This window comes from Nocardiopsis potens DSM 45234, from assembly GCF_000341105.1.
Lineage (GTDB): Bacteria > Actinomycetota > Actinomycetes > Streptosporangiales > Streptosporangiaceae > Nocardiopsis_A > Nocardiopsis_A potens.
Genome location: NZ_ANBB01000017.1, coordinates 81982 through 97393 on the forward strand (window position 1 = coordinate 81982; position 15412 = coordinate 97393).

The 15412-nt window shown below is 74.6% G+C and carries 14 protein-coding genes; 7 read left to right on the forward strand and 7 right to left on the reverse strand.

Annotated features, from left to right (window positions below):
* Positions 1 to 442 precede the first annotated feature (442 nt).
* Positions 443 to 1363, forward strand: coding sequence for a Bax inhibitor-1/YccA family protein (locus D459_RS0107015; protein ID WP_026120135.1), 921 nt, complete (start codon positions 443 to 445; stop codon positions 1361 to 1363).
* Between the two features lie 89 nt (positions 1364 to 1452).
* Here D459_RS0107015 and D459_RS0107020 read toward each other — a convergent pair whose 3' ends face one another.
* The 3 genes from D459_RS0107020 to D459_RS0107030 all read right to left on the reverse strand — a co-directional run bounded on the left by D459_RS0107020 (position 1453) and on the right by D459_RS0107030 (position 4247).
* Positions 1453 to 1695, reverse strand: a complete 243-nt coding sequence (locus D459_RS0107020; protein ID WP_017592286.1) for a DUF4287 domain-containing protein — start codon at positions 1693 to 1695, stop codon at positions 1453 to 1455.
* Between the two features lie 226 nt (positions 1696 to 1921).
* Entirely contained in the window at positions 1922 to 3145 is a 1224-nt protein-coding gene (locus D459_RS0107025) for an acetyl-CoA C-acetyltransferase (protein ID WP_017592287.1), read from the reverse strand.
* 67 nt (positions 3146 to 3212) lie between these two features.
* Positions 3213 to 4247 (reverse strand): SGNH/GDSL hydrolase family protein, encoded by a 1035-nt coding sequence (locus tag D459_RS0107030; protein ID WP_017592288.1) that lies wholly within the window; start codon positions 4245 to 4247, stop codon positions 3213 to 3215.
* A gap of 198 nt (positions 4248 to 4445) precedes the next feature.
* Here D459_RS0107030 and D459_RS0107035 point away from each other — a divergent pair, with 198 nt between their 5' ends.
* The 3 genes from D459_RS0107035 to D459_RS0107045 all read left to right on the forward strand — a co-directional run bounded on the left by D459_RS0107035 (position 4446) and on the right by D459_RS0107045 (position 8011).
* Positions 4446 to 5813 carry a cystathionine beta-synthase gene (locus D459_RS0107035; RefSeq protein WP_017592289.1) on the forward strand — a complete coding sequence of 456 codons (1368 nt, stop codon included), beginning with the start codon at positions 4446 to 4448 and terminating at the stop codon, positions 5811 to 5813.
* A 305-nt stretch (positions 5814 to 6118) separates the two neighbouring features.
* Positions 6119 to 6859 carry an acyltransferase gene (locus D459_RS0107040; protein ID WP_017592290.1) on the forward strand — a complete coding sequence of 247 codons (741 nt, stop codon included), beginning with the start codon at positions 6119 to 6121 and terminating at the stop codon, positions 6857 to 6859.
* 9 nt (positions 6860 to 6868) lie between these two features.
* Positions 6869 to 8011 (forward strand): cystathionine gamma-synthase, encoded by a 1143-nt coding sequence (locus D459_RS0107045; RefSeq protein WP_017592291.1) that lies wholly within the window; start codon positions 6869 to 6871, stop codon positions 8009 to 8011.
* Between the two features lie 145 nt (positions 8012 to 8156).
* Here D459_RS0107045 and D459_RS0107050 read toward each other — a convergent pair whose 3' ends face one another.
* Positions 8157 to 8444, reverse strand: a complete 288-nt coding sequence (locus tag D459_RS0107050; protein ID WP_017592292.1) for a hypothetical protein — start codon at positions 8442 to 8444, stop codon at positions 8157 to 8159.
* A gap of 319 nt (positions 8445 to 8763) precedes the next feature.
* Between D459_RS0107050 and D459_RS0107055 the strand changes: the two genes are divergently transcribed.
* Entirely contained in the window at positions 8764 to 9570 is an 807-nt protein-coding gene (locus tag D459_RS0107055; RefSeq protein WP_017592293.1) for a GntR family transcriptional regulator, read from the forward strand.
* Positions 9571 to 9592: 22 nt separating this feature from the next.
* Here the strand turns inward: D459_RS0107055 and D459_RS30985 are convergent, their stop codons facing one another.
* Positions 9593 to 9796 (reverse strand): hypothetical protein, encoded by a 204-nt coding sequence (locus tag D459_RS30985; RefSeq protein WP_017592294.1) that lies wholly within the window; start codon positions 9794 to 9796, stop codon positions 9593 to 9595.
* Between the two features lie 156 nt (positions 9797 to 9952).
* Here D459_RS30985 and D459_RS0107065 point away from each other — a divergent pair, with 156 nt between their 5' ends.
* Together D459_RS0107065 and D459_RS0107070 are read left to right on the forward strand one after the other, a co-directional pair.
* Positions 9953 to 10693: a GntR family transcriptional regulator gene (locus D459_RS0107065; protein WP_017592295.1), complete on the forward strand. Its 741-nt coding sequence runs from the start codon at positions 9953 to 9955 to the stop codon at positions 10691 to 10693.
* A gap of 44 nt (positions 10694 to 10737) precedes the next feature.
* The gene (locus D459_RS0107070) at positions 10738 to 11571 is read left to right on the forward strand and encodes a GntR family transcriptional regulator (protein ID WP_017592296.1); all 834 of its coding nucleotides are present in this window, start codon (positions 10738 to 10740) and stop codon (positions 11569 to 11571) included.
* A 496-nt stretch (positions 11572 to 12067) separates the two neighbouring features.
* On the opposite strand, the gene D459_RS33535 is transcribed toward D459_RS0107070, so the two are convergent.
* Together D459_RS33535 and D459_RS30995 are read right to left on the reverse strand one after the other, a co-directional pair.
* Complete coding sequence (locus D459_RS33535) at positions 12068 to 14167, reverse strand: VWA domain-containing protein (protein WP_017592297.1); 2100 nt, start codon at positions 14165 to 14167, stop codon at positions 12068 to 12070.
* Positions 14168 to 14280: 113 nt separating this feature from the next.
* Positions 14281 to 14643 (reverse strand): peptidase inhibitor family I36 protein, encoded by a 363-nt coding sequence (locus tag D459_RS30995; RefSeq protein ID WP_241484968.1) that lies wholly within the window; start codon positions 14641 to 14643, stop codon positions 14281 to 14283.
* Positions 14644 to 15412: the final 769 nt, after the last annotated feature.

Here is a 15412-nt window from a genome sequence, read left to right on the forward strand (position 1 = left end):
AGGGGCGAAGGGGGAGGGCCGCCGGGCCGGCGGATCGCCGGGGCGGCGGGAGGCCGAGCAGGGGCGCCCGTGCGCAGAGGCCGACGCGGGCGGGGCCGGTGCGGCCCGCTCAGCGGCGGGAGAAGGGAGGAGACCCCAGGCGGCCGCGCCGACGGATGACACCGGCGGCGCCGCGGCGCACCCCACGGCCGAGTTCGCTCCGGCGCAGCGCCGGGAGGAGGCGGGGTTCTGGGCTCATGGCGCCGAGCATGGGATGCGCGGCGGGCCGCTGTCAACCCCCGGCCGGCCGGCGCGCCGCCCCGGCCCCGCCGCCGCACCCCCGGCCACCTGCGGGTCGGCGAGCCGAGTCCGAGCCGTGACAAAGCGCGGGGAACCCGCTCGGCCGCCCGTCCGTTACGTTGAAGGCAGTACACCCACAGCCCTGGAAAGGCTTGCGCGAACAATGCGGATGAGGAGCTCCAATCCCGTCCTGAAGCGGGCGATGAAGTCCGGTCAGGGCGTCGGGTACGGGCAGCCCCAGTACGGCTACCAGCAGCCGTACGGCCAGCCCGGCTACCAGCAGTCCTATGACCAGTACGGGTACCAGCAGGGGTACGGCCAGCCCGGTTACCCCCAGCCCGGTTACCAGCAGCCGCCGATGGCGCCCGCCGGCGGCCGCCCCGTCACCATCGACGACGTCGTGATGCGCACCGGGTTCACCCTGGGCACCGTCGTCGTATTCGCCGTCCTCACCTACTTCCTCACCTGGTCCAACCCGGCCCTGGGGATGGGCCTGGCCTTCGTCGGCGCGATCGGCGCGCTGGTGCTCGGCCTGGTGATCGGCTTCAAGGGGTCCACCAACCCCGCCCTGATCCTGGCCTACGCCGGGCTCGAAGGCCTGTTCGTCGGCGGGTTCAGCGCGATCCTGGAGTCCCAGCTGGCCATGGCCGGCATCAGCGGCGGGGCGAAGGGCTCCCTGGTCCTCCCCGCGGTGATGGGCACCCTGTTCGTCGCCGGCACCATGCTGGCGCTGTACAAGTTCAAGATCATCCGGGTCACCAACACCTTCATCAAGGTGGTCTCGGCGGCCGCGATCGGCTTCCTCGCGCTGATCCTGGTCAACTTCGTCGCGAGCTTCTTCGTCGACGGCGGCCTGGGGCTGCGCGCCGCGAGCCCGCTCGGCCTGATCGTCAGCCTGGTCGCGATCCTGATCGCCGCCGCGGTGCTGGCCATCGACTTCAAGCAGGTCGACGAGGCCATCGAGGCGGGCCTGCCGGAGAAGTTCTCCTGGCAGCTGGCCTTCGGCCTGACCGTGACCCTGGTCTGGCTCTACATCGAGATCCTGCGCCTGATCTGGATCCTCAAGTCGATGTTCGCCGAGTAGCCGCACCCGGCCCGCGAACGGACGAGGGGCGCCGCACCCGGTGGATCGGGTGCGGCGCCCCTCGCCGTGGGACGGGCGCGGGCGCTCGGTCAGCGCTGGCGCGGAACGGGCGTGCGGTTGCGGCGCCGGCGGACGTACTCCTGGACGATGGCCTGGGCGTAGCCGTGGCTCAGGTTGTGCTCGTCGGCCAGCCAGGTGGTCCGCTCGGAGCAGCGGGACAGGCTTGGCCCCCTGTCGAGGGTGTCGAACCACTCGTGGAGTTCGCGACCGGTGACGGACGGGATGCGGTCGAGCAGCTGCGCGTGGATCTCCGGCGAGTGGGTCACCGACATGTGTGCACCTCCGGGTGTGAGCGGCACTTACCTGCGACCCTGCAACACGAACCCGGCGCGGACAAGACCTGGTGACCGGGTTTTACCTTCGGATGCTGATCCCGTCCCCGAACAGGGGGAACGGCGGGGCGGGTGCGCAGAGCGGGGCGGGGCGTCCCCCTCCGGGAGGGGACGCCCCGCCGGGCCCGGGGGGAGCCGCTCGGCCCCGGTTCCGCCCGGGCGCCGCTCAGCTGAGCCGCTCGAAGACGGCCGCCATGCCCTGGCCGCCGCCCACGCACATGGTCTCCAGGCCGAAGGTCTTGTCGTGGAACTGCAGCCCGTTGAGCAGGGTTCCGGTGATCCGGGCGCCGGTCATGCCGAACGGGTGGCCGACCGCGATCGCCCCGCCGTTCACGTTGAGCTGGGAGTCGATGTCGATGCCCAGGTCGTCGGCGGACGGCAGCACCTGGGCGGCGAACGCCTCGTTGATCTCCACCAGGTCGATGTCGGAGATGGTCATGCCGGCGCGGCCGAGCGCCTGCCGGGAGGCCTCCACCGGGCCCAGGCCCATGATCTCCGGGGAGAGCGCGCTGACCCCGGTGGACACGATCCGGGCCAGCGGGGTGATGCCCAGCTGCCGGGCCTTGGCGTCGCTCATGATCACCACCGCGGCGGCGCCGTCGTTCAGCGGGCAGCAGTTGCCCGCGGTGACCGTGCCGTCGGGGCGGAACACCGGCTTGAGCTGGGACACCTTCTCGTAGGTGGTGCCCGGGCGGGGGCCGTCGTCCTTGCTCGCCACGGTGCCGTCGGGCAGCGTGACCGGGGTGATCTCCCGCTCCCAGAACCCGTTCTCGATCGCCTTCTCGGCGAGGTTCTGCGAGCGCACCCCGAACTCGTCCTGGCGCTGCCGGGAGAGCCCGCGCATCTGCACCACGTTCTCCGCGGTCTGCCCCATGGCGATGTAGACGTCGGGGACCTCGCCGTCCTCGCGCGGGTCGGTCCAGGCGGCGGCGCCGCCCTCGGCCCGCTTGGCGGTGCGCTCCTCGGCCCCGGCGAACAGCGGGTTCTTGGTGTCCGGCAGCGAGTCGCTGTTGCCCTTGGTGAACCGGCTGACCATCTCCACGCCGGCGGAGACGAACACGTCGCCCTCTCCGGCCTTGATGGCGTGGTAGGCCATCCGGGTGGTCTGCAGGCTGGAGGAGCAGTACCGGGTGACGGTGGCGCCGGGGACGGTGTCCAGCCCGAGCTGCACCGCGATCACCCGGGCCAGGTTGTTGCCCTGCTCCCCGCCGGGCAGGCCGCAGCCGAGCAGCAGGTCGTCGATGTCCTCCGGGTCGAGCTGGGGGACCTTGGCCAGCGCGGCGGTGATGATCTGCGCGGTGATGTCGTCGGCCCGGAGGTCCTTCAGCGACCCTTTGAAAGCGCGCCCGATGGGCGAGCGCGCGGTCGCGACGATGACGGCTTCAGGCATGCTCGCGGCCCTTCTCGATGGTGCGCGGGGCGGCCCCCGCGCAGGAGATCACGTTATTACCGGCACGTTAACCTGTGCCGTCCCCGGCGCCGCCGCCCGGGGTCGGGGTACCCGCTCCGGCCGCTGCCGGCGGCTGCGCCGCGGGCGCCTCGGGGCGGCGCCGCAGCAGCATCGCCCAGCGGCCGAGCGGCCCGCGCTCCCGCCCGGCAACCTCGGTCCCGGAGACCTCGGTGCCCGGCCGGTCGACGGCCGCGGCCGCGGCCCGGTGCACCGGCAGCACCCGCTCCGGCGCCTCCTCCGCCTCCTCCAGCTCGGGCAGCAGCCCCAGCGCGACGCAGGCCGAGGGGAGCACCACCGACGCGGCGGCCGCGTAGCCGCGCGCCGAGGGGTGGAACCGGTCCGGGCCGAACAGCTCCTCCGGGCGGGCCCAGAACTCGTCGGCCAGCAGGTCGGTCAGCGAGACGGTGCGCCCGCCGGCCTCCACCACCGCGACCGTCTGCGCGGCCGCCAGCCGCCGGGAGGCGCGCCGCGCCACCGTCCGCAGCGGCCACCCGATCGGGCGGACGCTGCCCAGGTCCGGGCAGGTGGCCACGACGACCTCGGCGCCGCCCGCGCGCAGCCGGCGCACCGCGTCGCGCAGGTGGTCGGCGGAGTCGGCGGGGCGGGTCAGCCGGATCACGTCGTTGGCGCCGATGAACACCACGGCCAGGTCGACCGGGGCGCCGCGCAGCCGGTCCAGCTGCGAGCCCAGGTCGGCGGAGGCCGCGCCGACCACCGACATGTTGCGCAGCCGCACCGGCCGGTCGGCGACGGCCGCGAGGCCCTCGGCGAGCAGCACCCCGGGGGTCAGCGGCCCCTCGGTCAGCGCGAACCCCGCCGCGGTGGAGTCGCCGAACAGCGCGAAGGAGATCGGCGGCCCGTCTCCGTCGCCGTAGGTCCGGCGCACCCGCGGCCGCCTCCACTCGGTGAACCCGACCGCCCGGTGCGCCAACCTGGCCTGCAGGTACAGCAGCGCCACCGTGCCCGCCCCGAGCAGCGTCAGACCGCCGCCCCCGAACGCCGTGGCGGTCGCGATCCTCCGCGCCCTCACCGCCCGCAGCATCTCCCGCCTCCCGCCCGTACCCCTGATCGGCACACCGACGGGGCGCGGTGCCGCGCCCCACTAGGAGGGTGCCCCCTGCGCGCCCGAGGTACGCCCCGCACGGGGCCGCCCCCGGGCGGTAATGTCGGGCCACGACAGGGGAGAACGTCCGCAACCAGGGCGGATCCCCGGACAATGGCGTCGGAAGGAAGAACCCTCATGCGGGTGCACGAGTCTTTGATCGACCTCGTCGGAGACACCCCGCTGCTGCGGCTGAACAAGGTGACCGAAGGCCTGGCGCCGACCGTGCTGGCCAAGGTCGAGTACTTCAACCCCGGCGGGTCGGTGAAGGACCGGATCGCCCTGCGCATGGTCGAGCAGGCGGAGAAGGACGGACTCATCGGCCCCGGCGGGACCATCGTCGAGCCCACCTCCGGCAACACCGGCGTGGGCCTGGCCATCGTCGCCGCCCAGCGCGGCTACCGGTGCGTGTTCGTCTGCCCGGACAAGGTCGGCGCGGACAAGCTCGCGGTGCTGCGCGCCTACGGCGCCGAGGTGGTGGTCTGCCCGACCACCGTGGCGCCGGACCACCCGGAGTCCTACTACTCGGTCTCCGACCGCCTCGCGCAGAGCATCCCCGGTGCCTGGAAGCCGAACCAGTACACCAACCAGAACAACCCGGAGTCGCACTACCGCTCCACCGGCCCGGAGATCTGGGAGCAGACCGAGGGGCGGATCACCCACTTCGTGGCCGGCATCGGCACCGGCGGCACCATCACCGGGACCGGCCGCTACCTCAAGGAGGCCTCCGGCGGCCGGGTCAAGGTGATCGGCGCGGACCCGGAGGGCTCGGTCTACTCCGGCGGCAGCGGCCGCCCCTACCTGGTCGAGGGGGTCGGCGAGGACATCTGGCCGGAGACCTACGACCCGGAGATCTGCGACGAGGTCATCGCGGTCAGCGACAAGGACTCCTTCCTGATGACCCGCCGGCTGGCCAAGGAGGAGACGCTGCTGGTCGGCGGCTCCTGCGGGCTGGCCGTGCAGGCGGCGCTGCGGGTGGCCGAGACCGCCTCCCCCGAGGACGTCATCGTGGTGCTGCTGCCCGACGGCGGCCGCGGCTACCTGGGCAAGATCTTCAACGACGACTGGATGGCCGACTACGGCTTCCTCAGCGCCGCGACCGAGGAGCCCACCGCCGCCGACGTGCTCAACGGCAAGGCCGGCGACCTGCCCGAGTTCGTGCACGTCCACCCGCACGAGACGGTGGGCACCGCGGTGGAGATCATGCGCGAGTACGGGGTCAGCCAGCTCCCGGTGATGAAGGAGGAGCCCCCGGTGATGGCGGCGGAGGTGGTCGGCTCCATCGCCGAGCGCGACGTGCTGGACGCGCTCTTCACCGACAAGGTCCGGCTGGAGGACACGATCGCCGACCACATGAGCCCGCCGCTGCCGGTGGTCGGCGGCGGCGAGCCGGTCAGCGAGTGCGTCCGGCTGCTGCAGGGCGCCGGCGCGGTGGTGGTCCTCCGCGACGGCAAGCCCGCGGGCGTCCTCACCCGCCAGGACGTCCTGGCCCACCTGGCCGGCTGAGGAACCGCGCGGTGCAGCGCTGCCCTGTCGAGCCCAGCCGGCGGTGCAGCGCTGCCCTGTCGAGCCCAGGGCCGTTGCTTTTTCCCGGCCCTGGGCGCACGTCCCGCGCGGGATCGCCGGGGCGGTGAGCCGGGCAAAAGCAACAGGCCGGGGCTCAACATCGTCGTCGTACCACCGCGACGACGCTGAGCTCGACGAGGTGGGCGCGGGGCCGGGGGAGGAGACCCGCGGAAAGAACCGGGGGCGCTGCGGCGGTGCCGCCCGGCGCCGGTTACAGTGCACCTCGTCATTACCCGTCGGTAGATATGGGGCTCCGGGTGTCACGGCTGTTCTCCTGGATGATGCGGGCGGCGTGGTCCTGGGCGCGCCGCAGCGCCGAGATCCGCCACGGGTCGCGGGCGGCCCGCCGCTTCGCCGGCTACGGCCCCGGCACCTCGATCGCCTTCCCCACCGCGACGGTCTTCGGCGAGCCCTGGATCGAACTGGGCGCGCACACCCTGATCGGCGCGGACATCACCCTGGCCGCGGGCATGCTGCCCGGCCTGGACCTGGGGCCGCGGCCGCTGGTCCGGATCGGCGACGGGTGCACCGTCGGGCGCGGGTCGCACATCGTCGCGCACTGCTCGATCGAGATCGGCGACCACGTCTTCACCGGCCCCTACGTCTACATCACCGACCAGAACCACGTGTACAGCGACACCGAGGTGCCGGTGGGCCGGCAGTGGCCGGTGGACGACCCGGTGCGGATCGGCTCCGGCACCTGGATCGGCGCCAACGCGGTGGTGCTCCCCGGGGCGCGGCTGGGCCGCAACTGCGTGGTGGCCGCCGGCACGGTGGTCCGCCCCGGCGAATACCCCGACCACAGCGTGATCGCCGGCGTGCCCGGCCGGATCGTCCGCCGGCACGACGCCGAGGCGGGCTGGATCCCCCCGCTGCGCCCGCCGGGCGACCGCCCCGACGGCCCGCACCCGTCCCGCCCCGGCGGCACCTGCGCCGCAGAGGCGGGGAAGGGAAGGACGGGGCGCCGGAGGGGGCCGACGATCTAGTGTGGTGCCATGACGTTCGACGGGTTTGAGACGCTGGCGATCCACGCCGGCCAGGAGGCCGACGCCGAGACGGGTGCGGTCGTCGTCCCCATCTACCAGACCAGTACCTACGCCCAGGACGGCGTGGGCGGACTGCGCGGCGGCTACGAGTACTCGCGCACCGCCAACCCCACCCGGGCCGCGCTGGAGGAGTGCCTGGCCGCGCTCGAATCCGGTGCGCGCGGGCTGGCGTTCGCCTCCGGCATGGCGGCCGAGGACACCCTGCTGCGCACCATCGCCGGCCCCGGGGACCACGTGATCATCCCCGGCGACGCCTACGGCGGCACCTTCCGGCTCTTCTCCAAGGTCCTGGAGCGCTGGGGCCTGGAGTGGGACGCGGTGGACCAGACCGACCCGGCCGCGGTGCGCCGCGCGATGCGGCCGTCCACGGTCGCGGTGTGGACCGAGTCGCCGACCAACCCGCTGCTCAACATCACCGACATCGAGACGATGGCGGAGATCGCGCACGACGGCGGGGCGCTGCTGGTGGTGGACAACACCTTCGCCTCGCCCTACCTGCAGCGGCCGCTGCTGCTCGGCGCCGACGCGGTGGTGCACTCCACCACCAAGTACCTGGGCGGCCACTCCGACGTGGTCGGCGGCGCCCTGGTGGTCGCCGACCCGGAGCTGGGCGAGCGGATCGCCTTCCACCAGAACACCATGGGGGCGGTCGCCGGGCCGTTCGACGCCTGGCTGACCCTGCGCGGCGCCAAGACGCTCGGCGTCCGGATGGACCGGCACTGCGCCAACGCGGAGAAGGTCGTCGAGGCGCTCTCCGGCCACCCGGCGGTGCGCGAGGTGCTCTACCCGGGCCTGTCGGAGCACCCGGGGCACAAGGTCGCCGAGCGGCAGATGCGGGCGTTCGGCGGCATGGTCTCGTTCCGGCTGCGGGACGGGGAGGAGGCCGCGCTGCGGGTCTGCGAGCGGGCCCGGCTGTTCACCCTGGGCGAGTCGCTGGGCGGCGTGGAGTCGCTGATCGAGCACCCGGCCCGGATGACGCACGCCTCCACCGCCGGCTCGCCGCTGGAGGTCCCGGCCGACCTGGTCCGGCTCTCGGTGGGCATCGAGTCCGCCGACGACCTGGTGGCCGACCTGCTCTCCGCGCTGGGCTGAGCAGGGCCGCCGACGACGGGCAGGGCCGTCCGGGAGGGTTCCCGGGCGGCCCTGCCGTCTTGTCCGGTGGGGGTGCCGTCCGGGACGGGCCCGGACGGCGGAGCGGGGGCGCGGAGACCCCGCTCGAGGGTCGGATCCCCAAGGGTCAGATCAGTGTCCGCTCCCGCCCCGGGGCGGAGTCCTTCCCGTCGCCGCCGGTCTCCCCGCCGGCCTCCTGGCGGGGGCGGGGGACCGCGACCTGCTCGGGGAAGCGGACCCCGGAGAGGGCGCGGCCGGCCCCGGAGAAGGAGCGGTGCGCGGTCCCGGAGCGGAGCGCCCGGTAGTGGCCGCGGTCGTTGCGCCGGATGCCGATGGAAGCGGCGAAGAGCAGGCCGAGCAGGGCGCTGAAGAACACCACCAGCACGACGGTGATGATCCCGATGAACAGGTGCATCTTCTTCTCCTCTCATTCCACGCGGGAGGTCCGGTGGGGGCCCGCGCGACCCGGGGCGGCCCCGGGGAGGAAGTGAACCCGTGTGCTGAGTCGGATGGGGATCTGCCCGTCCTGCTCTCCTGTTCAGCTTGTCGGATTCATTCCTACAACTTTACTTTGCGCTCCTGGCGATGGTTCCGTCAAGACCAGTCAGTCGAATCATTGGTACGAATTTTGCCGTGTGAGGGTTCAGTGTGGGGGTCCGGCTGGCATCCGGTCAAGGAGATTGAGTAGACTCATTGGTACGAATAGGCGATGGGGAGCGGCTGGAGAGCTGACTATGGAGCCACGGCACCTGGAGATCGCCCATGACCTCATGGAGGACATCGACGAAGGGCGCTATCCTCCTGGCGCCGCGCTCCCCACCGAGGACAAGCTCATGGGGCGGTACGGCACCTCGCGCAACACGGTCCGCAGGGCGCTCCAGGAACTCACCAGCCGCGGCCGGATCGACGTCAAGCAGGGCAGCGGCAGCACGGTCCGCAGCTACGACCCCGTCACCCACCTGGCCGACGCCTCCGCGGAAGGCGACGACGGCGAGCGCTACGCCTCCTACGTCGACCGGCCGGGGGGCGAGCGCGACGCCGAACCGCACGAGCGGCTCCGGGTGATGGTGGAGGCCGCCGGCGACGCCGTCGCCGAACTGCTCGGCCTCGGTGAGGGCGACGACCGGTCCGTGGTGATCCGCCGCTGCGACCGCTACCTCGGCGGCCGGCTCTGGCAGCGGCAGATGGCCTACTACCCGCGCTCCCTCACCGCGGACACCCCCAGGGGGTCCGAGCTGGTCGGCCCCGAGGACATCCCGGGCGGCGCGCGGGCCCTGCTGGAGGAGATGGGCCACCCGCAGACCGGGTCCTGGGACGTGATCGGCGCCAAGATGCCCTCGCTCAAGGAGTCGACCCTGTTCTCGATCGGCCCGGGGGTCCCGCTGATGGTCCACGACCGCCTGGCCTACTCCGGCGACCGGCCGATCCGGCTGATCCGGACGGTGATGCCGGCCGACCGGCACCAGCTCCTCTACCACGAGGGCGAGCTGCCGCCCGAGGCGCTCCGCGCCGGTATGGGCGTCAACGTGCACGACCGCTGAGCGGGGGCGGCCGACCGCGGGCCTACACCCGGAGCCGCCGATCCCGGCCGGCCCCCGTTCCGGCGGCGCGGCCGCCGGAACGGGGCGCGCCGCCCTCGTCGTCCTCGCGGAGGGAGCGGTGACCCCGCTCCCGGCCGTGCTGCCGGTCCCCGAAGGAGACCGCCAGCAGGAATCCGGCGGCGAGGCCGGTCAGCACCAGCCCGCCGATGATCAGAAGGATCGCCATCGCGTCCTCCCTCCCTGTTCTCGGCCCTCGGGGGGCGCCGCTCCGGCCGGGGCGCCGGAGGAACACGGCCTTACGACCCACCCAGGGGTGCGGTTGAGTCATTATGCTTTGTAGGACCTGTTGGTACGAGTCCTTATACCCTCTGAGGAAGCGAGCATGCGCGAAGAGAGCCGATACCGTCAGATCGCCCGCACCCTGCGCCGAGAGATCGAAGGCGGCGAGCTCCCCCCGGGCGCGCGTGTCTCCTCGGAGAAGGAGCTGGAAGAGCGCTTCGAGGCGTCCCGGAACACGGTCCGGCTGGCCCTGGGCATGCTGCGCAACCAGGGCCTGGTCGCCAGCCACCCGGGCAAGGGCCACTTCGTGCAGCGGGTCCTGCCGATCACCTACTACGCCAACCGGCCCGCGGGGAGCTCCGGCTCCGGTATCGAGTTCTCCGCCTTCACCGCCGGCTCCAAGGTCTCCGAGCTGCTCATCGAGAGCGCCACCCCGGAGATCGCCAGCAGGCTGCGGATCCCCGAGGGCGAGCGGGTGGTGGTCCGCCGCACCTCCGGCTACGTGGAGGACCGCTGCACCATGCGGCGCACCTCCTACTACCCGATGGACATCGCCCAGGGCAGCCCGATCATGCACCCGGCGCCGCTGCCGGACGGCGCCGCCGCGGTCCTGGCCGGACTCGGCCACCCCCAGGCCGGCAACGTCGACGAGCTGCAGACCCGGATGCCCGCCCCGGAGGAGGCCGAGGACCTCCGCCTCCCGCAGGGCGTCCCGGTACTGGAGCTGTACCGGACCGGCTACTCCGAGACGCGGCCGATCGTGCTCGAATGGGTGGTGTTCGCCGGGAACGGGACCCGGTTCCAGTACGAGATCGGCGACCTCGGCGCCTACCGCAGGGACTGACCGCGGCACCGGGGCGCCCGCCCGCGGAGCGGGGGACGGAGACCATGACCGCCTCGAAGAAGCACGACGCCGCCGACCGGCTGCGCGCCGCCCTGGACCGCGGCGACCACGCCCCGGGCGACCGGCTGCCGCGCAGCGCCGAACTGGCCGCGCGCTTCGGCGTCTCCGCGGCGACCGTCCGCGCGGCGCTGCGCATCCTCCAGGACGAGGGCCGGGTGAGCGTCCGCCCCGGGCGCGGCGCCTTCGTCCGCGACTACCGCCCCACCCTGCACCTGGCCACCGACGTGCAGGGCGCCCGCGACTCCGAGCGGTTCGAGACCGGCTACGCGGCCCGGCTCCGGGAGCTCGGCCACCTCTCGGTGACCGAGGAGATCAAGGTCGGCATCGAGGAGATGAGCCCCAAGGTGGCCCGCCGCCTCGGCGATCCCGGCCCGGCCGGCGGCGCCGGGGCGGGCCCGGACGGCGGCACCGGGGCGCTGGCCGTGGTCCGCTCCTGCGACCGGTTCGTCGACGGGGCGCTCTGGGAGTCCCAGACCAGCCACCTTCCCTATGCGCTCGCCGGAGACACCGAGCTGATGTCCCCCGAGCGGATCGCCCGCGGCGTCGACCAGGTCCTGGCCGAACTCGGTCACCCCCGGGACTGGGCCTGGGACGCGGTGGGCGCCCGGATGCCCGCCCCGGCCGAGGCCGAGCGCTTCGGCCTCGGCCCCGGCGTGGCCCTGCTGGTCCAGGAGCGCACCGTCTACTCCGGCCGGACCGCGGTCCGCTTCACCGAGACCGTCATGCCGGCCGACCGCCACCAGCTCGTCTACGCCGACCCCACCGCCCCCGGCGACCTGCTGCTCCTCGCCGCCGACGTCAGCATCTTCGAGACCTGACCCGACCTGACCCGACCTGACCGGATCGGGAGAGGACACGGTCGGTGCCGGCCCCGCTGAATACGGGCGTTTTCTCCCCCTCCTGTTCTCCTCCTGTTCCGAACGGAATTCCCGGCGGGCGACCCGGGCGGCCGACGCCGGAGGGGCCGGTGGAACCGTGGGGTCGGTCCCGCCGAATACGGGTGTTCTCTCCTCCTCCTGTTCTCCTCTTGTTCCGAACGGAATTCCCGGCGGGCGACCCGGGCGGCCCAAGGGAGCACGAGCCCCGTGCTGAGCAGGAAGGATCTCCGCCCGGTTCTCCTGATGTTCGTGTGCGCCCCGAGCGCCCTCGCACCGGAGCGGTCTTCGACGTGCCGGTGGGAAGACGCGCTGCTGGGAAGGGGGCCAGAGCGCAGAGCCCGCCCCTGCGGCCGCCCCTCGCCGGTCTTGGTGCCGGGGGAGCGGGACACCCGGTGCAATCCGCCGCATCCAGCCCGGCGCCCGCACCGGTCCCGGGTCAGCGCCGTCCCGAGGCGTAGGCGTGCAGTACCGCCCGCCCGGGGCCGGTGGGGTCGGCGGGGACGACCCGGCCGCCCCGCGCCCGGACCTCGGCGGCGAGGGCGCCGGGGGCGGCGCCGCCCGGGGCGACCAGGGTCAGCGCCGCGCCGCGGTCCCGGATCCGGTCCAGCTCGGCGGCGGTCGCCGCCGCGGTCTCCGCCGTCGGAGGCCAGGCGAACGCCGCCGTCCCGTCCCGGCGCAGGTGCGCGGTGGGCTCCCCGTCGGTCACCGCCACCACGATCGGCGCCGCCCCCGGCCGCCGGTCCAGCTGCGCCCCGGCCAGCCGGAGCGCGTGCTGCACGTTGCTGCCCTGCACCCGGCGGCGGAGCGGCTCGACCAGCTCGCCGGGGCGCAGCACGCGCGCGTACTCGTCGAACCCGATGACGGTCACCGAGTCCTCCGGGTACCGGCTCTCCGCCAGTGCGCACAGCGCCAGGGCGGCCTCCCGGGCAGGGCCGAGCAGCCCGCCCCGGACCATCGAGTAGGAGAGGTCCACCAGCAGGCACACCGCCGCGGACGCCCGGAAGTCGGTCTCCGCCGCACGCAGGTCCTGCGGAGCCAACGGGATCCGGGGGAGCGCGCCGCCGGGCACCGGACCACCAGGCACCGCACTGCCAGATGCCATACCGCCGGGCATCGCGCCACCGGACACCGCACCGCCGGACGCCGAACCACCGGGCACCGCGCCACCGGGCGTCGGGGCCCCGGGGAGGTGCCCCCGCTCCGCCGTACTGCGCAGCAGTGCCGCGCGGACCGTCGCCACGGCGTCGAGCGGTGCGGCGCAGCCCGGCTCCCACGGCAGCACCCCGCCGGCCGGGTCGCCCGGGTCGCCGGAGGAGGCACCGGGGTGCCCGCCCCGGCGGGTGCGCCGTCTGGACCCCGGGGCCAGGTCGCGCAGGGCGGCCTCGCCCAGCAGGCGGACCGCCGCCGGGGTCGGCCGGGGCCGGGTCGCGGTCCCGGCGAGGTGGCCCCGGTCCCGCAGAGTCCGCTCCAGCCCGGCCAGCCGGTCCAGGTCCGCGGCGGCCTGCGCACCGAGCCGGCGCGCCAGCGCGGCGCGGTCAACGTCGGCCGCCGCCCCCGGCCGGGCACCGGGGGCCCCGGCCCGTTCCAGCGCCTCCTCCAGGGCGGCGAGGTCGGCGATCTCGTCCAGTGCCGCCACCGCCTCGGCCAGCCCCAGGTCGGCCGGCCCGTCGAGCGGCAGCGGGTCCTCCGAGCCGGCCCACTCCAGGAGGTCCGGGCGGTGCGCCAGGAGCGCGTCGGCCAGCCGGTCCAGGGCCGGGACGAGGCCGTCGCGGGCCGCGGCGCGGTCCAGCAGGCCGGCCAGCTCGGCCCGCCGCCCGGCGGGCAGCCCCGAGGCCAGCCGCCGGGCGGCCGCGGCCCGCCTGGCCAGCAGGTCCACGATCGCGTCCAGGTCGGGCAGGTCGGCCGGGAAGAAGTCGCCGAACTCGGCCAGGAACGCCGCGACGTCGGTCTCCTCGCCCCGGGCCCCGGCCTCCAGCAGCGCGGCCAGGGCATGCGCCATCCGCGCGATCCGGACCGGGTCGCCCACCGCTCCGCCCGGCGTGCCGGGGCCCCCTCCCAGCCGGGCCGCGACCAGCTCGCCGCGCACTCCGTCGAGCAGCTCCCGGACGATCCGCTCGGCCTCGGCCGAACGCCACCGGTACGGCTCGGCGGCCAGTTCGCGCAGGGCCGCGGCGGTGTCCCCGGGGAGCGAGGCCAGCCGGATCTCGTGCAGCCGCGCCTCGTCGGAAGGGTCGGCGGCCAGCGCCTCCCGCTCGGCGGCCAGCGCCCGGTCCAGGGCGGCGCGGGCCCGGCGGAGCACCCCGTCCGGCCGCCCCCGGGCGGCGGCCTCCGCGCGCAGCCCGCGCGCCCGCTCGGCCAGCCCGTCCAACCCGCTCAGCCCCTGCACACCCCGTCTGAGCAGGGTGCGCAGGGCGTCGGCGGCGGACGCCCCGCCGAGCATCTCCCGCCCGAGTTCGCGCAGGGCCGCGTTGGCGTCGAAGGGCGGAGCCAGCGGGTCGGCCCCGGGCCGGCCGCCGCTGTAGCGGAAACGCTCCATCGCTCGAAGCTCCCGAGGGGTGAGGGGGCGGGGATCCTGGTTCCGCCCCCGAGTCTGCCCGAGAAGGGCCGATCGCGGGGCGGGGCGGCAGCCCCGCCCCGCGGACCGATGCCCTACCAGGCGACCTTCGCCGAATGGGTTTCGGTGAAGTCGCCGCTCACCGGGTGGTCATAAGCGGGGAAGGTCGTGGTGATGCCGATGTAGTTGTAACCGCTGAACAGGGCCAGGGTGGCTCCCGCGCGGTTCCAGACCGAGCGGACGTTGCCGCCCAGGCCTTGCTTCCTCAGGTCGGTGGATCCCAGCTTGAAGATCCCGATGGTCCCCTGCCCGTGAGGCTGGGAGAAGAGGCAGGCGTAGCCGTGCGGGCAGCGGTCCCACCCGGTGGCCGCCTGCGCTGGAGCGGCCACAGCGGTCCCGGCGAACAGCATGGCCCCCGCCGCCGCGGCCGCGATCAGACCCTTTTTCAGAACGGTCATCATGGATTGCCTCCGTGGGTCGGTTTTTCGGCGTTCGCCGGTATCCCCGCGAAGCGGCCCTGCAACCTGGGCCGGAACCCCGCCGGTGTGGTCTTGGACACCCCGCCGATCGGGCCCGCGCCGCCGACCGGCGGCGACTCCGGGCGCAGGCCTCGCGCGCCGCCCGGATTATGGCCGTTCCCGGACAGGCTCCGGAGAACGAATGTTCTCCGCACGCGGATCGAGAGCATCAGCGGTGCCACCCCGGCGCTCCCAGCGGGACGGGCCCGCCGGGAGCGGACGGATGCCCGCCCGCTCGCTCCGCACGCTTCCCGGCCCGACCGGGTGCGGAGGAGGAAGGGGTGTGGTGGGCGCCTCCGGTCGGGCGCGGCGTCTCGCGGAGTGCAGGTTCAGACCGGCGGCGCCGGCGACGGCGGCGGCGACGGTGGGGGCGGGGCGCGGGCGTCGCCCGCGCGCGGCGCCTCAGGGGGCCGGGGCTCAGACGGGCAGCGAAGGCGGCGGTGGGGGACCGGCCGGTCGGTCAGGCGCGGCGCCCCGCAGAGCGAAGGTTCAAGCCAGCGGCGACGGCGCCGGTAGGGGCGGGGCGAAGGCGGTCGCCCGGGCGCGGCGCCTCAGGGGGCCGGGGCTCAAGCGGGCAGCGAAGGCGGCGGTGGGGGACCGGCCGGTCGGTCAGGCGCGGCGCCCCACAGAGCGAAGGTTCAGACCGGCGGCGACGGCGCCGGTAGGGGCGGGGCGAAGGCGGTCGCCCGGGCGCGGCGCCTCAGGGGGC

Bases quoted from the DNA above. Each gene is read 5' to 3' on its own strand.
- D459_RS0107025 (WP_017592287.1), bottom strand. From the start codon at position 3,145: ATGCCTGAAGCCGTCATCGTCGCGACCGCGCGCTCGCCCATCGGGCGC.
- D459_RS30985 (WP_017592294.1), bottom strand. From the start codon at position 9,796: ATGGCGATCCTTCTGATCATCGGCGGGCTGGTGCTGACCGGCCTCGCC.
- D459_RS30995 (WP_241484968.1), bottom strand. From the start codon at position 14,643: ATGACCGTTCTGAAAAAGGGTCTGATCGCGGCCGCGGCGGCGGGGGCC.
- D459_RS33535 (WP_017592297.1), bottom strand. From the start codon at position 14,167: ATGGAGCGTTTCCGCTACAGCGGCGGCCGGCCCGGGGCCGACCCGCTG.
- D459_RS0107030 (WP_017592288.1), bottom strand. From the start codon at position 4,247: ATGCTGCGGGCGGTGAGGGCGCGGAGGATCGCGACCGCCACGGCGTTC.
- D459_RS0107040 (WP_017592290.1), top strand. From the start codon at position 6,119: ATGGGGCTCCGGGTGTCACGGCTGTTCTCCTGGATGATGCGGGCGGCG.
- D459_RS0107050 (WP_017592292.1), bottom strand. From the start codon at position 8,444: ATGCACCTGTTCATCGGGATCATCACCGTCGTGCTGGTGGTGTTCTTC.
- D459_RS0107065 (WP_017592295.1), top strand. From the start codon at position 9,953: ATGCGCGAAGAGAGCCGATACCGTCAGATCGCCCGCACCCTGCGCCGA.
- D459_RS0107035 (WP_017592289.1), top strand. From the start codon at position 4,446: ATGCGGGTGCACGAGTCTTTGATCGACCTCGTCGGAGACACCCCGCTG.
- D459_RS0107045 (WP_017592291.1), top strand. From the start codon at position 6,869: ATGACGTTCGACGGGTTTGAGACGCTGGCGATCCACGCCGGCCAGGAG.
- D459_RS0107015 (WP_026120135.1), top strand. From the start codon at position 443: ATGCGGATGAGGAGCTCCAATCCCGTCCTGAAGCGGGCGATGAAGTCC.
- D459_RS0107020 (WP_017592286.1), bottom strand. From the start codon at position 1,695: ATGTCGGTGACCCACTCGCCGGAGATCCACGCGCAGCTGCTCGACCGC.
- D459_RS0107055 (WP_017592293.1), top strand. From the start codon at position 8,764: ATGGAGCCACGGCACCTGGAGATCGCCCATGACCTCATGGAGGACATC.
- D459_RS0107070 (WP_017592296.1), top strand. From the start codon at position 10,738: ATGACCGCCTCGAAGAAGCACGACGCCGCCGACCGGCTGCGCGCCGCC.